We start from the raw sequence: 21,330 nt of genomic DNA, 5'->3' as shown, positions 1-21,330 counted from the left end.
TTAAAAGTTAAGATTTAAACCAAATGTATAGGTTCTTGGACGTGGCCATATATTCCTATCAATGCCAAGATAATCTTTATTATTAGAGCTTTCAGGATCAATTCCACTATAATTGGTGATAGTAAATACATTCTGAACAGAAAAACTCACACGTCCGGATAGTTTATTAAACAATATATTTTTGAAACTATAGCCAAATGTCAGATTATCCAATTTTAGGAACGATGCATTCTCTAGGAAGTAATCAGATAGCTGCTGCTCTGTTCCATTCTTATGAGTAAATCCGGTTTCATACACTCCTGTATAAATATTAGAAAGGAATCCTTGATTGTTGAAAGTCAATGGCGTTGAATTTTGTGCAGCAAAAGCATTATATACATAATTACCTAAATTAGCACGTAAATTAAACCCTAAATCAAAATCTTTATATCTGAATGTTGAGCTAAATCCCATAAATACCTTTGGCATAGGGCTCTTTCCTGTCAAGTAACGATCGGCCTCTGTAATTTGTCCATCTTTATTACGATCTACAAATACATTTTGAAGAGGCTTTCCATCTTCCCCATAAACCTGCTGATATAACCAGAAAGTATTAGGAGCATATCCTGTTTGATGTTTTTGTGTGCGAAGTCCTGTTCCATAACCAGGGTCACCGATTTGTATACCCGGATAATCAGGGTTGTAAGATGCTGTCAACTTAGTAATCTCACTCTTATTCCACGTAATATTATAACCTAGATCCCATGAAAAATCGTTAGTTTCTATAGCTACAGCATTGATATTAAACTCAACTCCATTATTTTTCATTGTACCAACGTTAGCCACAATTACATTAGAGAAGTTAGTTCCTGCAGGAGAATCTATTGTATTAAGCAAATCTTTTGTCTTCTTTTGATAATATTCGATGCTACCATTAATACGATTATTCAAAAATCCAAAATCAATACCAAAGTTTGTCGTAGCAGTTTGCTCCCATTTTAGATTTGGATTATATCCATCAGGTTTTAGTAGACCAGACCCTAAATATGTTCCATTCGGATTTGTTCCAAAAATATAAGATGGAATATAAGCATAATCCTTACCTATATCTTGTTGACCTGTAACTCCATATCCTACACGCAATTTCAAATTAGATAATGCATCAATTTTACCGTGCATAAATGGTTCCTTAGAAATTGTCCAAGCAAATGCTGCAGATGGGAATAAACCCCAACGATTATCTTTACTGAAACGAGAAGAACCATCATCACGCAAAGTTGCTGTCAATAAATAGCGATCCATGAAGTTATAGTTCAACCTACCGAAGAATGATATCAAATAGTTTTCAGAAGGGATTTTTCGACTAGCTGTCCAAACATATTGACTAGTAGATTCATTGTATTCAAATCCATTTATAGTTCCAATAGATTTTGTTGAATTAGAGAACGTTTTATCAAAATCTGATTTATAAAAATGTTGATAAGAATAACCACCCATTATATCAACATTACTCTTTATCGACTCAAAATACTTATTATAGTTCAGATAAAAGTCTAACAATTGATTTCGGCGCAAATTATCCCAAGATGTATATCTTCCTATATTCGGCAGGTCCGAATCTTTCGCTGCTTGGTATGACCCTGCTGAAGGTCCGTTATTACCTGTAGAAGTAGCAATATCATAACCCAGATTTAAATTAGCACGTAGTTCAGGTAAGAAGTGGAATTTATAATCAAGCTGAATATTTCCTAAACTGCGTTTAGTTTTTCCGGAGTTGTCGACATCATATAACAATGCCAATGGATTGACAGGAGCTAACTTGTTCGGTTCAGTTCCTTGCATGTGATTCCAATAACCATGATATCCATTTTCATCATAAATTGGTTTTGTCGGATCATAAAAAGCTGCAGCACCTACTGCTCCGGAATCTGCATATCTATTATTATTTATTGTTCCTTTAACATTAATATTTACACTCAAATGATCATTAAGAAACTTCGGACTCAAGCTAACACTTCCCGTAAAACGCTCATAATTTGAAGTTTGCAATGTCCCATCTTCATTTGTATAACCCACTGACACCCGGTATGGCAATATTCCTGCTTTTCCGCTAAATCCCAAGTTATGGTCTGTACTAAAGGCTGTACGGAAGATTTCATCTTGCCAGTTTGTCGATTGATCTGGATATTTATTCAACAGTTCTTGAGCATTATCTCCTGCATCTGTTCCTTTAGGATAATAAGTAGAAATTACATCACGGAATTCTTGAGCATTCATCGTTTTAATTTTCTTATAAGGGTCATTAAAACTATATGTGCTACTATAAGAGATTTTCACTCCTTTAGATTGGCTTCCTTTTTTTGTTGTAATAATAATTACACCGTTTGATGCCCTTGAACCAAAGATCGCTGTAGCAGAAGCATCTTTCAACACTGTGAATGATTCAATATCATTCGGATTGATTGTAGCTAAAGCATTTGGAGTTCCTGGAGCAGCATCATTCGATGTAGGAATACCATCAATAACGATCAAAGGATCATTACTTGCACTTAATGATGCACCACTACGAATACGAATTGTAGAACCCGAACCCGGAGCACCATTCCCCGGCTGCACAAACAAACCGGAAACCTTACCTTGTAGCATTTGCTGCGGTGATGTTATTGCTCCTTTGTTTATCTCTTCTGCCTTGATTGCAACGATTGACCCACTAAGGTCTTCTTTCTTCACACTACCATATCCGATTACTACAACTTCTTTCAACATTTCGGTATCTTCCTCCAATGTGACATTAATTGTAGATTTTCCAGCTACAGAAATTTCTTGTGATTTGAATCCTACGTAAGTGAACACTAACGTACCGTTAGAAGGTACATTGATTGCATAATTACCATCAACATCAGTTACAGTACCTATGGTTGTACCCTTAACAACAACACTACCACTAATGATAGGTTCGCCGTTATTGTCCTTCACATTACCCTTAACTGTGATATTTCCGCCTTGCGCAAAAATATTTGATGTTGACACCAATATTCCTAACATAAATAGTAGGAATACATTTAAACATCTGTTCTTAATCTTTCTTTTCATGCGAAATAATATTAAGATTAACATTAATATTGATTAGTTTATTACTTATTTCTATATAATCGGTTTATATATTCTATCGTGCATAACATACTATTCGTATTCAATAAAATTCTGATCAACCCTGAATTTTGAATAGAGGACAGAAGAGACAAATGTTATATTTTGTATATTTTTAAATAAATCTTGGTCTAGATTTAACATTAGAAACACTTGTATTTTCATGACATTTTAGGATTATAGTACAAATATGAGAAGACCTATTTTGTTTTGTATCAAAAGATTTTATAAAAAGCTGCTTTTTGTTATGCAAACGATTGCAATCGGATTGTAACATATATTTTGTTTATCAACCTTTTATAATCTTTAATATAACCATTATACACAATATATTAAATGAATGTGTACATTTGCGATTATATGCTGGACATTTGCAATTAGCAAAACTTATTTCGAAACGAAGACAATTTCTATACGATATATATACACAAATATAGAAGACTCTGAATTGCCGTCCCCTGTACACTAAAAGAAATAATATAAACTCAATATATGTTAAACAAAAAAGCTTAATAGGTTGTTTAAGATTTGACTACAATTAATTATTTATGAATAACATAAGAAGTATTTTATCTATCACCTTACTTAGTACATTACTACTATGCGCATGTAAAAAAACTCAAGTCGAGGCTCCAATTGTTGAAGTTGAAACTGTAACAACAGATAATTTCGAAATATACGGAGAATACGTAGGTCTTATTAAAGCATCACGCAATGTGGAAATTCATGCACGTGTAGAGGGATTCCTCGAAAAGATGACCTTTAATGAAGGAAAAGAAGTGAAGGCGGGAGAGCCTTTATTTTACATTAACGACAGAACTTACAAAGCTAAAGTTGAAAAAGCAAAAGCAAAACTAAAAAGAGATGAAGCGCAAGCTCTAAAAGCAGAAAGTGATCTCAAAAGGATAGAACCTTTATATAATCAAAATGCTGCCAGCAGGTTAGACCTTGACAATGCAGTAGCTGCACTGAATATGTCAAAGGCTGATGTAGCAATGAGTAAAGCCGACTTGGAACAAGCCGAGATGGAATTAAGCTATACAGTGGTACGGTCTCCCCTATCCGGCTATATTAGTGAGCGGTATGTAGACATAGGCACTTTGGTAGGAAATTCGAAGTCGTTATTGGCTACAGTAGTTAAAAGAGATACCGTATTGGTCGATTTCAAACTTACTTCTCTCGACTATCTAAGAAGTCAACGCAGGAATGTGCATCTTGGGGAACTGGATACAACTCGGTCGTGGCAGCCAACTGTTACTGTTACGCTTGCAGACAACTCTGTATACAGCGAAAAAGGAATTGTAGACTTTGCATCCCCCCTTGTTGACCCTAAAACAGGAACTTTTGGCGTTCGTGCCGTATTGCCTAATCCCAATCAGGTTCTTCTACCGGGACAATTCACGCGTGTAAAACTATTACTAAATGTATTGGAGAATGTTGTTGTTATCCCCCGCAAAGCTATTTCGATAGAAAAAGGAGGAGCTCATATATTCGTTATACGTCCGGACAATATAGTGGAAAAACGCTATGTAGAGACCGGCCCCGAACACGATAATAAGATAGTAGTTATCCGTGGATTGAGTCCGAATGAACACATTGTTGTAGAAGGATATCAAAAGCTTACACACGGACAAAAGGTTATATCGAGGACTACTAAAGAGGAAGCAAAAATAGAGGCTCTCGAGAAAGCGGATGAAAAGAAGAAGGAGGATAAAAAATGAAGCCGGGATTATTTATAGACAGGCCTGTACTTTCTACCGTTTTATCCTTACTGATTGTTATTATAGGTATCATTGGGCTCGTATTATTGCCGATAGAACAGTATCCGCAAATAACGCCTCCCGTTGTAAAAATAGGAGCTTCTTACCCGGGAGCAAATGCCACAACAGTATCTCAAGCAGTGGCAACACCCATCGAACAAGAGTTGAACGGTACGCCCGGGATGATATATATGGAATCAAGCAGTTCCAACTCGGGAGGACTATCCATCACCGTTACGTTTGATGTAAACACCAATGCTGACCTCGCCGCTGTAGAGATACAAAACAGGGTAAAGTTAGCCGAAAGTCGTCTACCGGCTGAAGTTCTACAAGGTGGGATTTCTGTTGAAAAGCAAGCACCCGGACAATTGATGACTATTGCTTTGACATCTGACGATCCTAAATATGACGAGATATACTTAAGCAACTATGCAACTATAAATATACTTGACGTTATCAGGCGTATACCCGGAGTGGGACGTGTTTCGAATGTAGGTAGCCGATATTATGGCATGCAAATATGGGTATATCCCGACAGGCTCGCCAGTTTTGGACTAACAATCAAAGATTTGCAAGATGCTCTAAAAGATCAGAATAGAGAGTCTGCTGCGGGTGAACTCGGTAAACAACCGATAGTACATGTAGATGTGACTATGCCTATCACAGCACAAGGACGTTTGTCTACAGTGAGTGAATTCGAAGATATTGTGGTGAAAGCCAACAACGATGGCTCTTTTATCCGTATGAGAGACGTAGCAAGAGTCTCTCTGGAGGCATCATCATATAGTACCGAGAGTGGGTTGAACGGTAAATATGCAACCATGTTGAGCATCTATCTCCTTCCCGGGGCTAATGCTATGGAAGTAGCGGATGAAATAAAGGCAGCCATGGGAAATATAAAACAAGATTTTCCCGAGGGCTTAGATTATCTGATACCTTTCGATATGACGGAATATATCGGAGAATCTATTCACGAAGTTTATAAAACATTGTTCGAAGCTCTGACTCTTGTTATTATAGTAGTATTCCTTTCACTACAAAACTGGCGTGCGGCTATTATCCCTATAGTTGCCGTGCCTATTTCCTTGATCGGCACATTCGGATTTATGCTTATGATGGGATTTTCCCTCAATATGCTGACTCTCCTAGGATTGGTTTTGGCGATCGGTATTGTTGTGGATGATGCGATTGTAGTCGTCGAGAACGTAGAACGTATTATGGAACAGAAGGGGGTAAACGCACGGGAAGCCACACACAGAGCAATGAAAGAACTGACAGGCGCTTTGATTGCCACATCGTTAGTCCTTGCTGCTGTATTCGTTCCGGTAAGCTTCCTTGATGGAATAACAGGAGCACTCTACAGGCAATTTTCTGTAACCATTGTAGTATCGGTACTTATATCTGCAGTAGTAGCCCTAACCCTTAGCCCTGCCATGTGTGCTATAATATTAAAGCCATCGAAAAAGAAAAAGCACTTCATCTTCCGCAAAATAAATATCTGGCTAGGGAATGGCAATAAGAAATATGCCAATATCTTACTAAAGGTTATAAACAACCCTAGGCGTACGATGGCTGCATTTGGTATGGTGCTTGTATTTATTTTCGTATTGAATAAAATAGTCCCTACCAGTTTCATTCCCCAAGAAGACCAAGGTTATTTTACTGTAGAGCTTGAAATGCCGGAAGGAACAACACTCGAGCGTATGCGAACAGTTACGGATAGAGCAGTAGCTTATCTTGACAATCATGAAGCGGTAAAATATGTACAAAATGTAACAGGATCAAGCCCTCGTGTAGGAACCAATCAGGGGCGCACAACGTTGACGGTTATACTTAAACCGTGGAAAGAAAGAAGTACGGGAGTGGATCAGGTAATGCGCGATGCACAAAAAGAATTTTATAATTACCCCGAAATAAGAGCATTTGTGAGTCGCCCTCCCGTCATTCCGGGACTCGGATCGGCTGGAGGTGTAGAGATGAAGCTTCAAGCCCGCTCCGATGCTCAGTGGGACGATCTGGTGGCTGCGTCTGATACTTTTATGTATTATGCCAATAAATCTAAGATCATTTCAAATGTTTCTTCCTCTCTACAATCAGAAATACCTCAACTATATTTTGACGTGGATCGAGATCAGGCAATGCTGCTCGGAGTGCCAATGTCTGATATTTTTTCAACGATGAAAGCCTATCTGGGGTCAGTATATGTAAATGACTTTAATATGTTTAACCGCATATACAAAGTATACATTCAGGCCGATCAATCATACAGGGCAACAGCCAGCGATATTAATCTATTTTTCGTGAAAACGAAAAGCGGCGACATGGTTCCGCTTACAGCTTTGGGTAAAACCAGCTATACTACAGGACCGGGGAATATATCGCGCTTCAATATGTACACATCGGCATCTATGCAGGTTACCCCTTCGGCAGGACATAGCTCGGGACAAGCGATGAGCGAAATTGTAAACATCGCAAAAGAACACCTACCCGCCAATATTGGGGTAGCGTGGAGCGGTCTCTCTTTTCAGGAACAAAAGGCCAGCGGGCAAACAGGTACAGTTTTAATACTGGTTCTAATATTTGTATTCTTGTTTTTGGCTGCATTATACGAAAGTTGGACTGTACCAATTTCCGTGATATTATCCTTACCCATTGCTGCACTAGGAGCATTTATTGGCATATGGATATTAGGACTGGATAATGATGTATATTTTCAGATTGGACTCGTAACCTTAATAGGATTAGCCGCTAAAAATGCTATCCTTATAGTAGAATTTGCCAAGATACAGGTCGATGCAGGTATGCAACCCATATTTGCGGCAATGCAGGCAGCCAAATTACGTTTCCGCCCGATATTGATGACATCTTTAGCATTCGTACTCGGTATGTTACCGATGGTAATAGCTTCAGGACCGGGATCAGCTAGTAGGCATTCGATAGGAACAGGTGTATTTTTTGGTATGATTGTAGCTATTACATTAGGAATAATACTTGTGCCATTCTTCTTTGTGATAGTATATAAAGTAAAGGATAAGTTTAAGATTCCGGAACTTAAGTTTCCTAAATTCCCGAAAATAAAGAAACTTATAAAAAGAGATAACAATGAATAAACTCACATATATACTACTCATTTCCACAGCATTATTCTCATCTTGTAAAATAGGTCAGAAATACGAACAGCCGGAAATGAATATACCTCAGGCATTTGATGCAAAAATAACGAATGAGGGAAATGCTTCTGACATCGGATGGAGCGCCCTATATAAGGATTCTGTATTACAAGGACTCATCACAAAAGCTCTCGACCACAACAAAGACATGCTCATAGCGGCTGCCCGTATAAAAGAAATGGCTGCAAACAAACGGATATCATTTGCAAACCTATTCCCTGAAGTAGGGGCTGAAGTGGCAGGACAAAAGGAATATCTGAACTATGGAGGCGATTCGAAGAAATATTCACCTGAGCTTAGAGCCAATCTTAATGTATCGTGGGAGTTGGATATATGGGGCAAACTGAGATGGGCCAACGAAGCCGGAATTGCTACATATCTGCAAACGGTAGAAGCGCAAAAAGCCATGCACCTAACCATCGTAGCACAAGTTGCTCAGGCATACTTTGAATTAAAAGCATTAGATAAAGAGCTTACAATAGTGAAACAGACTCTGGATGCCAGACGTGAAGGAGTTCGTTTTGCCAAATTGCGCTACGAAGGTGGTTTGACATCTGAAATACCATACAGGCAAAGCCTTGTTGAACTTGCCCGTACCGAAACGCTGATTCCAAATCTCGAAAATGAGATAAAGCTGAAAGAGAATGACCTTTTTGTACTCGTTGGAGAATTTCCCATCGGAAACATTCCCAGAGGGAAAGATGACATTAGCCACCTGCAAGTTCCAGCCAGCCTACCTATCGACTTACCGTCGTCGCTACTGAAACGCCGTCCGGATATGATACAGGCAGAGCAAAAGCTGATAGAGGCTAATGCTAAAGTAGGGATGGCCTACACAGATATGTTTCCTTCTTTAAGACTTACAGGGCGTTTAGGGGGAGAGAATACCGAACTGACAGACTTTCTTAAAAGTCCGACATGGTTTATCTCGGGAGTACTTACCGGCCCTATATTCAATATGGGCAAAAACAAAGCAAAACATAATGCGGCAAAGGCTGCATACGAGCAAGAAGTATATAGCTACGAAAAATCTGTATTGAATGTATTTAAGGAAGTAAACAACTCTATCATTACGTTCAATAAAATGAAAGAGGTATATCTGTCACAAGAAGCTTTATACAATTCAGCTAACTCTTATCACGAGCTGGCTAAGTTACAATATGTAAACGGAGCTGTTAAGTATATCGATGTCCTGGATGCACAACGTCAGTTGTTCGATGCCGAGATAGCTTTGAATAATGCTACGTTAAACGAACTCTATTCGTTAGTTGCTCTCTACAAAGCATTGGGCGGAGGGCTTAATAGGGACTAAAAAAACTGTCTGAAAAGAAGACTCAGAATGACAATAGACAATACAAATCTTCTTTTCAGACAGTTTTAATTATATTATTTATCAGTTACCGGTGCCTTCTACTTTCTTTATTTGTTCTTCGGCTTTATCTCTCAAGTTCTGACCTTGCTTTTTAGCTTCTTCTACAAGCTTCTTTCCTGCCGCCTTAGCTGCGGCTTTTGCAAGAGGATTACTTCCTGCCTTTTCTTCCAAAGCCTGTGATTGTTTCTCAGCCTCAGCCACCAACTTTGTTGCCGTCGCATCCGCTTCCGATCTAATCCTTTCTATTTGTTTCGCTTTTTCTTCAGACACCTTCGCTGAAACATCAGCTCCTTTCTCTCCACCCAAAAGCTCATTTACGGCAGACGAAGCAGCTCCGGCAACCAACGCCTTGGTGTCTATTCCAATTTTGGGATTTGTAAATGTACCGCCTATTGTAATCGGCACAGACGACACGTAATGGTTTGCCAACGATTTAGGAAGCGTAACAGTGCCTTTGTAGTCGATGCTTTGATCAAGACCTGTTGCCCCCTCTAATTTCATAACGCCACCATTGCCAAAGTTTACATTGAAAGGCTTTGTATTCAGTTTTCCATTATTTATAGTAAACGGCAAATTCAAATCTTTTGTGGAGAATGACTTCAAAGCATCAGTCTTCAATGAAGAAGACAAAGCGGTCAAAGCCTCAACACCTTCTATCTTTACATCATTGGTTTGTAATGCACCACTACCAGTAAGACTTGCTAAAGTCTGCATAATTGTCTCACCTAAAGATGTATTAAATTTGAAGTTCATAGAATATGTTCCTCCTAATTTTTCGAATATAGGAGCAAATTTTTGCACTGATTCGACCGACTTGAATGTTTCAGCAAACGATACTTTCGATAAAGCCAGATCAAAGTTAACCTTCGGAGTTTTAGGGCTTGATGTATCATACGTTCCGCTAACCTTACAAGAACCACCCAAAGCATTAGCTCCAACATTATTAAGAGTAAGCACTCCATTTTTAACAGTCATATTGCCAACCATATTTGTAATGTTCATTTTTCCATATACAATTTGGTTGAGGGCGGCGTTCAATACAAAATCTATATTTTTAGGAATAATAATGTCTTCTGTTGTTGTTGATGCTGTTTCTTCTGTCCCGGCAGTTTCGCTACTGATAAAATCATTCGCATTCAGATAGTTTGATTTTATATTCAACTGACCTTTCAGTGTTTGATCTTTCAATGCATATGCAATAAAATTCTCGAGACGTCCTGTAGCTGACAGATCATTTTTGCCAATCTTCAGGTTCAGTGACGATAGATTTACATAGCGTGGCGAAAATTCCAATCCGGCATCGTTAATCACCACATCTTGCATGTCTTGAGACTTATAAGTCATATTGCTCAATTTCAGACTACCTGCTGCCGACACATTCTCATATTGTTCTTTTTCGATTGCAGACATCCGAGCTGCAACATTCAGATTAGCAATCATCTTACCATTTAAAGCTGTTCCTTTTTCTAACGGATATACATCTTTAATCATACCTAAATCAATCGTCCCTTTTGCCTGAGCTTTCAGATTGGGATCGCTCATCGGAGTGGACACATTCAGGCTTCCCGAGAAAGGATTACCTCCCAAATTGAAACTAAACTTGCTGATATCAATAATCATATTATCTAACAAGCCTCCTTTACTGTTTATCGCCATAGCGACATTTATATTATTGACAGATTTGGGTAAAGAAGGGTATTGGAACATCGCATCGTTCACCATTATCTTTACATCAAACGCAGGATAACTATCACCATGCATAAGACCTTTGATATATGCCTCCAACTTTGCAGTTCCTGACGTTTTCACATCTTTAAAATCGGCTGTATACATAGCCGGAACAAGAGATAAGATATCTTTAAATTGGGTATCCGGCGCATTCAGCTTAAGATCGAACTCCATATCTTCATAATCCTTGCCCACCATAGCAAAAGTACCGTCAATAGATGCTTTAAGATCATTTAGTTGGAGGTTACTTTCCTTAAAGGAGAATTGCATTTTATCAAGATTAGCATTGATGGTAGCATCAGCCACACCTTGTATTTTATTCAAATATGGAATACCATCCATAACAAATGTAACTTCGCCGATAGTAGAATTCGTATTTAATGTTGTTTCGCTAGCCGAAAAATCGCCATGCAGGTCTCCATTCCATTTATTAAGTGTCACTTTCATCTTTGTAGAATCGTTCTGATAAACGAAACTACAATCGTTGACCGTAATTTTTTTCAAATTGAGTTTGAAAGCAGATTCACTTTCGGTTGAAGCAGATGCAGTAGAGTCCACCTTCATTATATCCCAGTTGGCACGTCCGTCTTCAAGCACTTTTGTATATATAGAAGCCTTATCCAGATTAATTTTGGATATATTATATTCGCTGCCAAAAAGGCTCATCAAGTCGATAGTAACACTTGCCGATTTAGCACTCAATAGTGTATCTTTCTGAAAGTCTCCGACACCTACTACCGAGGCATCGTTTAGGGAGAGTGTTGCATTAGGGAAATTGGAAAACAAGTTTAGTCCAAAATCCTTAATATCCACTGTAGCGTTTAGTTTTTCGTTTGCGGCATTCAATACGGCAGTTTTGATTTTATCTTTAAACAAGAAAGGAATTGCTATCATAGCCACTATAAGCACAACGACAACAACACCCGCAATAGTTAGAGCTTTTTTCATACTTTTCTCTTCGATTTTTATACTATGTATTTGTGTTTGTTTATTTTATTAACGGTTTATTCCCAATTTTGGTATAAGTCATGTTATGAAATATATTATGTTCGTATATAGTTATATCATGAAAGATTATTCTTGAAAGTTATCATATATTGAGTAAATGTAAGAAAAGAAACATCTCAAAAGTTACAAATAAAAACATAGGAATAACTGTCACTTTTGTCACCTTTTGCTCACAAAAACCCGCATAAAACTATATATACAAGCCACTTACACGAGCAACGCAAATATACATAAAGTGACACTATTTTCTGATAAAACGAATATAAATACTCAGAGGTAAATTTTTACCGGATTTTTCAGGAACAATCAGTTCTCCGTAGGTGCGATCTTTGACATCAGGAAAATAATCCTTTATAAGGTTATCAGCTATCACAGCCGAAAAGCCCATAGAGTATAGATTTAGTATAAGAAATGAATTGGAATCCTCCAGCAATTGCGCACAAAGAGACATTATTTCGGCTATATTCTCTTCCAATATCCACTTCTCGCCATCAGGACCACGACCATATGCAGGAGGGTCTAGTATTATCCCATTATATTTCTTACCTCTTTTTACTTCGCGGCGACAAAACTTAAGTGCGTCTTCTACAATCCAACGTATATCATGCAGATCAGAAGCATCCATATTTTCACGTGACCACGTGATTACTTGCTTCACTGAATCTACATGCGTCACATCAGCTCCTGCACTTTTAGCCGCAATTGAAGCCCCACCTGTATATGCAAAAAGATTCAATACTTTTGGTTCAGAAATATTGAGGCTTCGAACTGTATCGTATATGAAATCCCAATTCTCCGATTGTTCAGGAAACACCCCTACATGCTTGAAAGATGTAAGACCCAAACGAAACCGAAGCTTCATTTCCTTATATTGATAGTTGATGAACCATTGGTCGGGCATTCCATTTTTTTGTACCCAAACTCCTTTGTCGTTGCCATCTTGAGAAGCCTTCCCTTTCTCCTTCTTGAAAGTGGCATCGGCTGCGTCCTCCCACTCTTTCTCGGGCAGAGACTTACGCCATACTGCCTGTGGTTCGGGACGTCGGATAATGTATTTACCAAAACGTTCTAATTTTTCATAATCGCCCGAGTCGATCAGTTCATAATCTTTCCAATGCTGCGGTCTGAGTAATTGCATCTTTATTTCCTTTTATTCAGTCTGAATTTGAAAGCGAAATCAATGCTCAACAAATGTTCGTATTTGAAGATTTTATTGTTTTCTGGGTTCAAGACTACAAAGGTAGGACGATAAATTAATCCGACAGTAAATTTTGAAAAAAAATAAACAAAGATTGTATCTATAAAGAAAACAGCCGAATGGTTGATTCCAGTCGACTGTCTTTCTATAATTTACACATATCAGGTTCTATCTTTTCTTTGATGAGCTTTTGAAAAATGCATTCAACACCTGTTTGGCAATAGGGACAAGCACTGTCGTTGCCATTCTACTCCAAAATCGTTTGTTTTCTACAGCATTCTTTTGGTCAATCTTAGCCTGTTCACGCTGTGCCCTTTCGGCTTCTTTCTGAGCTTTTGCCGTTGCTTTATCCTGCACCGCTTGTTCTTTCTCACTCAAAGTACCTTGCAAACGCTCCGTTAAAATTTCGTAAGCTGATTCTCGATCTACTACTTGTGCATAATGGCGATACAATATAGAACCCTGCGTCATCTGATTACGGGCAGTAGTATCCAATGGTCCGATTTGCCCTTCAGGGGGTAGAATAAAAGCTCTTTCGACCATATTGGGACGTCCTTTTTCATCCAAAAGTGAAACTAAGGCCTCTCCCGTAGCCAGTTCCGAGATTGCCTGTTCTGTATCAAATTTAGGATTCGCTCTGAAAGTTTGCGCCGCAACCTTGACGGCTTTCTGGTCTTTCGGCGTATAGGCTCTCAAAGCATGCTGTACACGATTCCCCAGCTGACCTAATACAGAGTCGGGAATGTCTGCAGGAGTCTGTGATATAAAATAGACTCCTATCCCTTTAGAACGAATGAGACGAACCACCTGCTCTATCTTTTCCAACAATGCCTTCGGCGCATCACTAAACAGTAAATGAGCTTCATCGAAAAAGAATACCAATTTCGGTTTGTCAGGATCACCAACTTCGGGCATTACATCAAACAATTTGGTCATCAGCCACATCAAGAAAGTAGTATACACACGTGGAGAATTCATCAGCTTATCTGCTGCCAATATATTTATAACGCCCTTCTCTCCTACTGTTTGTATCAGATCGTCGATATTCAGATTCGGCTCTCCAAAGAATTTATCAGCACCTTCTTGCTCTAACGCAATTAATCCACGCTGTATAGCTCCAACACTTGCGGTAGAGATATTACCATAGCTTGTTGTAAAACGATTGGCATTATTTCCTACATATTCCAATAGCTTTTGTAAGTCTTTCAAGTCAATGATATCTAAAGACTCATCTTTTGCCAATTTAAATATAATAGAGAGAACTGCCGATTGAGTATCATTGAGAGATAAAAGCCTGCTTAATAGAAGCGGCCCCATATCTGCAACCGTAGCTCTGATAGGTGATCCTTGATCTCCAAAGACATCCCAAAACTGAACAGGGAAATCTTGAAATTTAAATCCTTTGTCTGCCAATTTGTATGATTCTACACGTTGGGTAACGCTCTCCTTATTTCCTCCAACGGCGGCTACACCGGATAAATCTCCCTTCACATCTGCTGCAAATACAGGAACTCCCATTTTACTGAATGTCTCAGCTAAGGTCTGTAACGTCACTGTTTTTCCTGTGCCTGTGGCTCCGGTGATAAGTCCGTGTCGATTAGCCATTTTAGGAACCATACAAACTTCCTGTTCGGGAGAAATAGCTATAAAAGCTCTTTTTTCATTATCATACATTGGATTATATTTTTTAAGTTTGTTTTCTTATTATATAAAATCAAAAAGGAGTATAAAAAGTTCGCTAATGGTATTACAAAAATAATTATTTATTGCAATACACATCACCAATCGATATAAAGCTTAATTTTATCAAAAAAAATTTATTGAACACATTCGCTAAAATAAGAAAATGGGTAACAGATAATCCGATAAAAAGCATCATTATTGTAGGTACTTTAGTTCGCTTAGCTGTTGCCTTTTTATATCAGTATATAACCCTCTATCCTGACAGTGAAGGGTATGTAGAGTTAGCTAAGAGAATACTCAACTTTGATTTTTCAGGCTATGAAGGTCAACGTTCTCCGGGATATCCTATTTTACTTGCGTTGAGTAATATCTCTTATTCTACAACAGGTGCACTACAGTTTATTATAGGAATAGTTACTCTTATTTACTTCTACAAAACATGCCTATCGGTGAGGTTGAGCAAAAAGATATCCTTTTACTTAACTATTATATTAAGTTGCTATTTACCAACTATTTTCTTCGAGGTAACTATTCTTACCGAAACACTAACATTACTCGTTATAACGCTTACATTTTACCTGTTTTTTAGAATTCGAAGGGGGCAGTCGAATCAATATATAGGACTAAGTATATTGTGTGGATACCTTGTTTTGATAAAGCCTTTTTATATATTCTTACCCGTAATTCTCTTTTTTATATTATTAAATGGAAGTTCATTTAAGTACCTATTAACCAGACTATCCTTTATCTTAATAATTCCTCTTTTTGTTTTTCTAGGTTGGTCTTATGTAAACAAAAAGAATACAGGCTATTTCACCTCCACAACTTTTTACGGATTCAATCTTGCTCAGAACTGTGTCAACTTTGCAGAAAAAACGACTCCTGAATATGCTCCAATAGGCAATATATATGCCAAGTATAGAGACAATAGAATTTCGGACAAGGAAATAGCAATGACTATCTGGGAAGCATACCCTGAATTGGAATCGGAAACAGGTTTATCGTTCCCCGACTTATCCAAGAGGCTCTATGATTATAGTATCGCTACAATTAAAGAGAACCCGACAGCGTACTTGCAGCAGGTTTTTATCTCCTGGCGTGACTTTTGGAAAACATCACTGTATTGGGAATATGATAAATTTGCTATTCCTCATGCCAATGAAATACTATTGTATATATGCTACTTAGAAAGGATTCTGTTACAATTAATAAAGATTGCGTTTATAATCCTCATCCCTTACAATATATTCAGAGGTATAAAGCAAAAGAAGATTACCCCTCAACTTACAATATCTATAATAGTATTCACAGCATCGATACTACAAGCTTTTGTTACATACGGAACAAATTCCCGATTTAGCTTTCCATTCGAAATGCTTATTGTATTATCTGTCATATTAAATGTTTTAGACATAAGATATAAAAAACTCGAAAGATCTGATATACAATTCGAGTCGGAATAGGCTTGAACGCTGAAAATAAAGATCAAAAATAGTCAGATGCAGTAAAATTGACTATTTTTGTACGTTTTATAAACTTAATTGATGTGATTTCAGTAGAAGGACTAACGGTAGAATTTGGAGGTTTCAGCCTCTTTGACGATATATCTTTTGTTATCAACAAGAAGGAGAGAATAGCCCTTGTTGGTAAAAATGGAGCAGGTAAATCAACCATGCTTAAAATATTTGCGGGGCTGCAAGCTCCTACACGAGGAAATCTTTCCGTACCCAAAGACATAACGATCGGTTATCTGCCGCAGCACATGACCCTAAAAGAAGGTAATACTGTTTTTGAAGAGGCTTCTTTAGCATTTTCTCACATACAGAAGATAGAAACCGAATTAGAGTATGTAAACAAACAGTTGGCTGAAAGAACAGACTATGAGTCGGAAGCCTATCACAACCTGATTGAGAAATCATCTTATCTCAACGAGGAGTTTATGATGTCGGGGGGCGGCAACTTTCAGGCAGAAATAGAAAAAACACTGACTGGTCTCGGCTTTAAACGTACAGACTTTGAACGTCCAACCAGTGAGTTTAGCGGAGGATGGCGTATGCGTATTGAATTAGCCAAACTGCTTCTTCAACGTCCTGACGTACTTTTGCTCGACGAGCCGACCAATCACCTTGATATAGAGTCGATCCAATGGCTCGAAACATTTCTTTCGACCCGAGCCAATGCTGTCTTACTTGTATCGCATGACCGTGCTTTTCTGGATGCTGTAACCCAACGCACAATAGAAATATCTCTGGGACGTATTTACGATTACAAAGTACCCTATACCAAATATGTGGAACTGAGGCAGGAGCACCGCGAACATCAAATACGTGCTTTTGAAAATCAGCAAAAGCAAATACAGAAAACCGAAGAGTTTATAGAGCGTTTCCGCTACAAAGCGACAAAATCGGTACAAGTACAATCACGCATAAAGCAATTGGATAAGCTGGAACGGCTGGAGGTAGACGATGAAGATAATGCTATGCTGAATCTTAAATTTCCTCCTGCACCACGCTCAGGTTCTTATCCTGTAATTGTAGAAAATGTAGAAAAAAGCTATGGAGATCATCTGATCTTCAAAGATGTAACATTTACGATACATAGAGGAGATAAAGTAGCTTTTGTTGGGAAGAATGGAGAAGGGAAATCTACCTTAGTGAAATGCATTATGAACGAGATTGATTTCAAAGGCAAACTCGAACTAGGACATAATGTAAAAATAGGCTACTTCGCACAAAATCAAGCACAGTTATTAAACGGGGATCATACCGTGTTCGAAACAATAGACTATGTGGCTGTAGGTGATATACGAACTAAGATCAGAGATATACTGGGAGCTTTTATGTTTGGGGGAGAAGCGTCTGACAAAAAAGTAAAAGTATTGTCGGGTGGAGAACGTAGCCGATTGGCAATGATACGATTACTACTCGAACCCGTCAATCTGCTTATTCTCGATGAGCCGACCAATCACCTCGATATGCGTTCGAAGGATGTTTTGAAGAAGGCAATTAAAGAATTTGACGGAACAGTTATCGTAGTATCCCATGATCGAGATTTCTTAAACGGGCTTGTAGAAAAAGTTTATGAATTTGGCAACCAACAAGTAATAGAGCACTTAGGCGGAATCTATGAATTTCTTGAAAAGAAAAAAATGGATAGCCTCAAAGAACTTGAAGTCTCTACATCTCCGCTTAATGAATCTGATAAGACTACGGATCAAGAATCTGTAAATAAGTTATCTTACGAAGAGCGAAAAGAATTAGCTCGTCAAATAAAAAGAGTAGAAAAACAAATTTCGGATATAGAAAAAAGTATAGAAAGTAAAGAGAACAAAATAGCCGAAATAGAACTTAAACTAACAACACCGGAAGGTGCGGCCGACGCTTCTCTATTCGAAAGACATGGACTATTATCAAAAGAGTTGGAAGACGATATGCTCAAATGGGAAGAATTGACTGTTGAACTTCAAAATATTTCGAAAGACTAAATTTGCATTCTATGAGAACTATATTGTCAATTTTGATGTTATTTTGTACTATGATTTTATCGGCACAAGAAATACAAGAAAATATCCTTGAAAATAAAACCTATCTCGAAAGAATGGCTTACTTCAAGGCAAACCCTCTGACTAATGGGCAAATAATATTTTTAGGGAATAGTTTGACACAAGGCGGTAAATGGAATGAATACTTCCCTACTCAAAAACCTGTAAACAGAGGCATAGCGGGTGACAATACATTGGGGATGCTCAATCGGTTAAACGAAATTATAATTGCTAAGCCAAAGAAAGTATTCCTCATGGCAGGAATCAATGATATATCTCTCAGCAGATCGAATGAGAAAATAATGATAGGCATCAAGTCTATCATCTACCAAATAGAAACAGGCTCGCCTTATACAAAAATCTATGTTCAAAGTCTATTGCCAATCAACAACAATAGAAATGTATATCAACGAATGTTGAATAAAGAGTGGCAGATAGAACAGTTGAATAAAGAGTTAAAAGCTTTCTGTGAAAAGGAGAATATAACCTTTATCAATATTTATCCTGCATTTTTGAGCGAAGACAGAACCTTAGATGCCAGATACACAACGGACGGATTGCATCTGAACGATAACGGATACACAGTTTGGGTAGACCAAATACGAAAATATGTAGAGGAGTAACTAATTTAATTTATATGAACAAAATCTATTTCTATTTACCGATTGCCGCTCTCGCTCTAACGCAAGTGAGCTGTAAACAAAAGGCAAGCGCACAGGACTCGGATGCTGATATTATGAATATCGCACAGAAATTTGATACTGCCAATTTGGATATTACAGCTATCCCCGGCAATAACTTTTACCAATACGCTACAGGCGGTTGGGCAAAGGCAAACCCTATGAAAGACGAATATGCACGCTATGGTTCGTTCGATCAATTGGCTGAACGAAATCAAGAGCAAGTAAAAGGTCTTATTGAAGAATTGGGTAAAACAAAACATGACCAAGGTTCTATCGCTCAAAAGATTGGAGACCTGTTTGCGTTGGGAATGGATAGTACGAAGCTCAATGCCGACGGAGCAAAACCAATAAAAGCTCAGTTGGATAATATAAACAAAGCTTCTACAACAGCTGATATAGTAAAACTAACGGGAGAACTAAGAAAATATGCGAACTCTCCATTCTTTGGTCTATATGTAGGTGCCGACGACAAGAATAGTTCTATGAATATTGTTCAACTATACCAGGGAGGTCTCGGATTAGGAGAACGCGATTATTACGTAGCACAAGACTCTACATCGGTTGCCATCCGTAAAGGATATCTCAACTTGATAAAGACTCAATTTGTAAATGCGGGCTACAGCGAAGCTGATGCACAAAAATCAGCTGACGTAGTTCTAAAAATAGAAACAGCTTTAGCAAAAGATCACTTCAAAAAAGAAGACACCAGAATTCCGGAATTGAATTATCACAAAATGAATGTTACCGATCTGAATAAATCAGTAGCTAATTTTGACTGGAAAGCCTTCTTCGATGCAGCGGATGCTAAAGACTTTACAGAGATCAATGTAGCTCAGGTAAAACCGATTGCAACAGCCGTAAATTTGATACATACACTACCTATCGATGAATCGAAAGCTTATCTTTCATGGTGCTTGATAAATTCTGCTGCCGGGTATCTTAGCGACAATTTTGTAAATGCAAACTTTGACTTCTACGGAAAACAACTTAGTGGCCGCAAAGTATTACAACCTCGTTGGAAGCGTGCTGTAGGAGTTGTGGATGGAGCTCTCAGCGAAGCTGTAGGTCAAATGTATGTAGAAAAATACTTCCCTGCTGAAGCTAAAGAAAGAATGCTGAAGTTGGTGAAAAATCTGCAAGTAACATTGGGCGAACGCATCAACAACTTGACATGGATGAGCGATGCAACGAAAGCTAAAGCTCAGGAAAAACTGAACTCTTTTACAGTTAAGATTGGTTATCCGGACAAATGGAAAGACTATTCAACGCTTAATATAAAGAAAGACTCTTATTGGGAAAATGTAGTACGGGCAAGTGAGTTCGATCATAACGAAATGATCAAAAAGATCAACAAGCCTGTAGATAAGAGCGAATGGCATATGCCTCCGCAAATGGTGAATGCATACTATAATCCAACAACGAATGAAATTTGTTTCCCTGCGGGAATTCTACAACCTCCATTCTTCTATCTAAACGAAGATGATGCGGTTAACTATGGAGCTATCGGTGTTGTTATCGGGCATGAAATGTCTCACGGATTTGACGATCAAGGATCTAAATATGACAAAGAGGGTAACCTGTCGGACTGGTGGACAAAAGAAGACTCTAAGAAATTCAACGAAAGAGCTCAGGTACTTGTTCAACACTTCAACAAGATAGAGGTTCTTCCGGGTGTATTTGCCAATGGAACATTTACTTTGGGAGAAAACATCGGAGACTTTGGTGGACTTCAAATTTCATACAATGCATTCGAAAAAACAGATGAAGCTAAAAAAGGCGATAAAATAGACGGCTTTACTCCGGCTCAACGTTTCTTCTTATCTTATGCAGGAGTATGGGCAGGTAATATTCGTGATGCAGAAATCCTACGTCGTACAAAAACAGACCCGCACTCTTTAGGTAAATGGCGTGTAAACGGTACATTACCTCATATCGATGCATGGTATAAAGCATTTAATATCACAGAAAAAGATTCTCTATATATTCCAAAAGAAAAGAGAGCTGATATCTGGTAATATAAATAGGTTTTAAAAGAAATGGGTTCGTTTTCTACGAACC

The 21,330-nt window shown here is 38.2% G+C and carries 11 protein-coding genes; 7 read left to right on the top strand and 4 right to left on the bottom strand.

Going from position 1 to position 21,330, the window contains the following annotated elements:
• Nucleotides 1–3,072: a SusC/RagA family TonB-linked outer membrane protein gene (locus QOX35_RS07370; RefSeq protein ID WP_283686377.1), complete on the bottom strand. Its 3,072-nt coding sequence runs from the start codon at nucleotides 3,070–3,072 to the stop codon at nucleotides 1–3.
• Nucleotides 3,073–3,677: 605 nt separating this feature from the next.
• Here QOX35_RS07370 and QOX35_RS07365 point away from each other — a divergent pair.
• From QOX35_RS07365 to QOX35_RS07355, 3 genes are read left to right on the top strand one after another with little or no spacing between them, the layout of a single operon-like run.
• Entirely contained in the window at nucleotides 3,678–4,850 is a 1,173-nt protein-coding gene (locus tag QOX35_RS07365; RefSeq protein ID WP_283686376.1) for an efflux RND transporter periplasmic adaptor subunit, read from the top strand.
• Complete coding sequence (locus QOX35_RS07360; RefSeq protein WP_283686375.1) at nucleotides 4,847–7,999, top strand: efflux RND transporter permease subunit; 3,153 nt, start codon at nucleotides 4,847–4,849, stop codon at nucleotides 7,997–7,999. Before QOX35_RS07365 ends, QOX35_RS07360 begins: the two co-directional genes overlap by 4 nt.
• A complete protein-coding gene (locus tag QOX35_RS07355; RefSeq protein ID WP_283686374.1) occupies nucleotides 7,992–9,371 on the top strand; it encodes an efflux transporter outer membrane subunit in 1,380 nt (459 codons plus the stop codon). Before QOX35_RS07360 ends, QOX35_RS07355 begins: the two co-directional genes overlap by 8 nt.
• Before the next feature lie 81 nt (nucleotides 9,372–9,452).
• Here QOX35_RS07355 and QOX35_RS07350 read toward each other — a convergent pair whose 3' ends face one another.
• The 3 genes from QOX35_RS07350 to QOX35_RS07340 all read right to left on the bottom strand — a co-directional run bounded on the left by QOX35_RS07350 (nucleotide 9,453) and on the right by QOX35_RS07340 (nucleotide 15,039).
• A complete protein-coding gene (locus tag QOX35_RS07350; RefSeq protein WP_283686373.1) occupies nucleotides 9,453–12,107 on the bottom strand; it encodes an AsmA family protein in 2,655 nt (884 codons plus the stop codon).
• A 301-nt stretch (nucleotides 12,108–12,408) separates the two neighbouring features.
• Nucleotides 12,409–13,305 carry a class I SAM-dependent methyltransferase gene (locus tag QOX35_RS07345; RefSeq protein ID WP_283686372.1) on the bottom strand — a complete coding sequence of 299 codons (897 nt, stop codon included), beginning with the start codon at nucleotides 13,303–13,305 and terminating at the stop codon, nucleotides 12,409–12,411.
• Nucleotides 13,306–13,533: 228 nt separating this feature from the next.
• A complete protein-coding gene (locus tag QOX35_RS07340) occupies nucleotides 13,534–15,039 on the bottom strand; it encodes a helicase HerA-like domain-containing protein (protein WP_283686371.1) in 1,506 nt (501 codons plus the stop codon).
• Between the two features lie 146 nt (nucleotides 15,040–15,185).
• Here QOX35_RS07340 and QOX35_RS07335 point away from each other — a divergent pair, with 146 nt between their 5' ends.
• The 4 genes from QOX35_RS07335 (at nucleotide 15,186) to QOX35_RS07320 (ending at nucleotide 21,287) form a co-directional block, all read left to right on the top strand.
• The gene (locus QOX35_RS07335) at nucleotides 15,186–16,511 is read left to right on the top strand and encodes a hypothetical protein (RefSeq protein WP_283686370.1); all 1,326 of its coding nucleotides are present in this window, start codon (nucleotides 15,186–15,188) and stop codon (nucleotides 16,509–16,511) included.
• 83 nt (nucleotides 16,512–16,594) lie between these two features.
• Nucleotides 16,595–18,532, top strand: coding sequence for an ABC-F family ATP-binding cassette domain-containing protein (locus QOX35_RS07330; RefSeq protein WP_283686369.1), 1,938 nt, complete (start codon nucleotides 16,595–16,597; stop codon nucleotides 18,530–18,532).
• Nucleotides 18,533–18,543: 11 nt separating this feature from the next.
• Complete coding sequence (locus QOX35_RS07325) at nucleotides 18,544–19,212, top strand: GDSL-type esterase/lipase family protein (protein WP_283686368.1); 669 nt, start codon at nucleotides 18,544–18,546, stop codon at nucleotides 19,210–19,212.
• Between the two features lie 14 nt (nucleotides 19,213–19,226).
• The gene (locus QOX35_RS07320) at nucleotides 19,227–21,287 is read left to right on the top strand and encodes a M13 family metallopeptidase (protein ID WP_283686367.1); all 2,061 of its coding nucleotides are present in this window, start codon (nucleotides 19,227–19,229) and stop codon (nucleotides 21,285–21,287) included.
• The last annotated feature ends 43 nt before the right edge of the window (nucleotides 21,288–21,330 follow it).

Origin of the sequence: Dysgonomonas sp. Marseille-Q5470 (assembly GCF_951230145.1) — a bacterium.
Lineage (GTDB): Bacteria > Bacteroidota > Bacteroidia > Bacteroidales > Dysgonomonadaceae > Dysgonomonas.
Note: the sequence above shows the minus strand (reverse complement) of the source record. Positions and strands in the feature narration are given on the sequence as shown.

What these genes read in the sequence shown, in the direction of transcription:
- QOX35_RS07370 (WP_283686377.1), bottom strand. Translation starts at nt 3,072, where the DNA reads ATGAAAAGAAAGATTAAGAACAGATGTTTAAATGTATTCCTACTATTT.
- QOX35_RS07365 (WP_283686376.1), top strand. Translation starts at nt 3,678, where the DNA reads ATGAATAACATAAGAAGTATTTTATCTATCACCTTACTTAGTACATTA.
- QOX35_RS07360 (WP_283686375.1), top strand. Translation starts at nt 4,847, where the DNA reads ATGAAGCCGGGATTATTTATAGACAGGCCTGTACTTTCTACCGTTTTA.
- QOX35_RS07355 (WP_283686374.1), top strand. Translation starts at nt 7,992, where the DNA reads ATGAATAAACTCACATATATACTACTCATTTCCACAGCATTATTCTCA.
- QOX35_RS07350 (WP_283686373.1), bottom strand. Translation starts at nt 12,107, where the DNA reads ATGAAAAAAGCTCTAACTATTGCGGGTGTTGTTGTCGTTGTGCTTATA.
- QOX35_RS07345 (WP_283686372.1), bottom strand. Translation starts at nt 13,305, where the DNA reads ATGCAATTACTCAGACCGCAGCATTGGAAAGATTATGAACTGATCGAC.
- QOX35_RS07340 (WP_283686371.1), bottom strand. Translation starts at nt 15,039, where the DNA reads ATGTATGATAATGAAAAAAGAGCTTTTATAGCTATTTCTCCCGAACAG.
- QOX35_RS07325 (WP_283686368.1), top strand. Translation starts at nt 18,544, where the DNA reads ATGAGAACTATATTGTCAATTTTGATGTTATTTTGTACTATGATTTTA.
- QOX35_RS07320 (WP_283686367.1), top strand. Translation starts at nt 19,227, where the DNA reads ATGAACAAAATCTATTTCTATTTACCGATTGCCGCTCTCGCTCTAACG.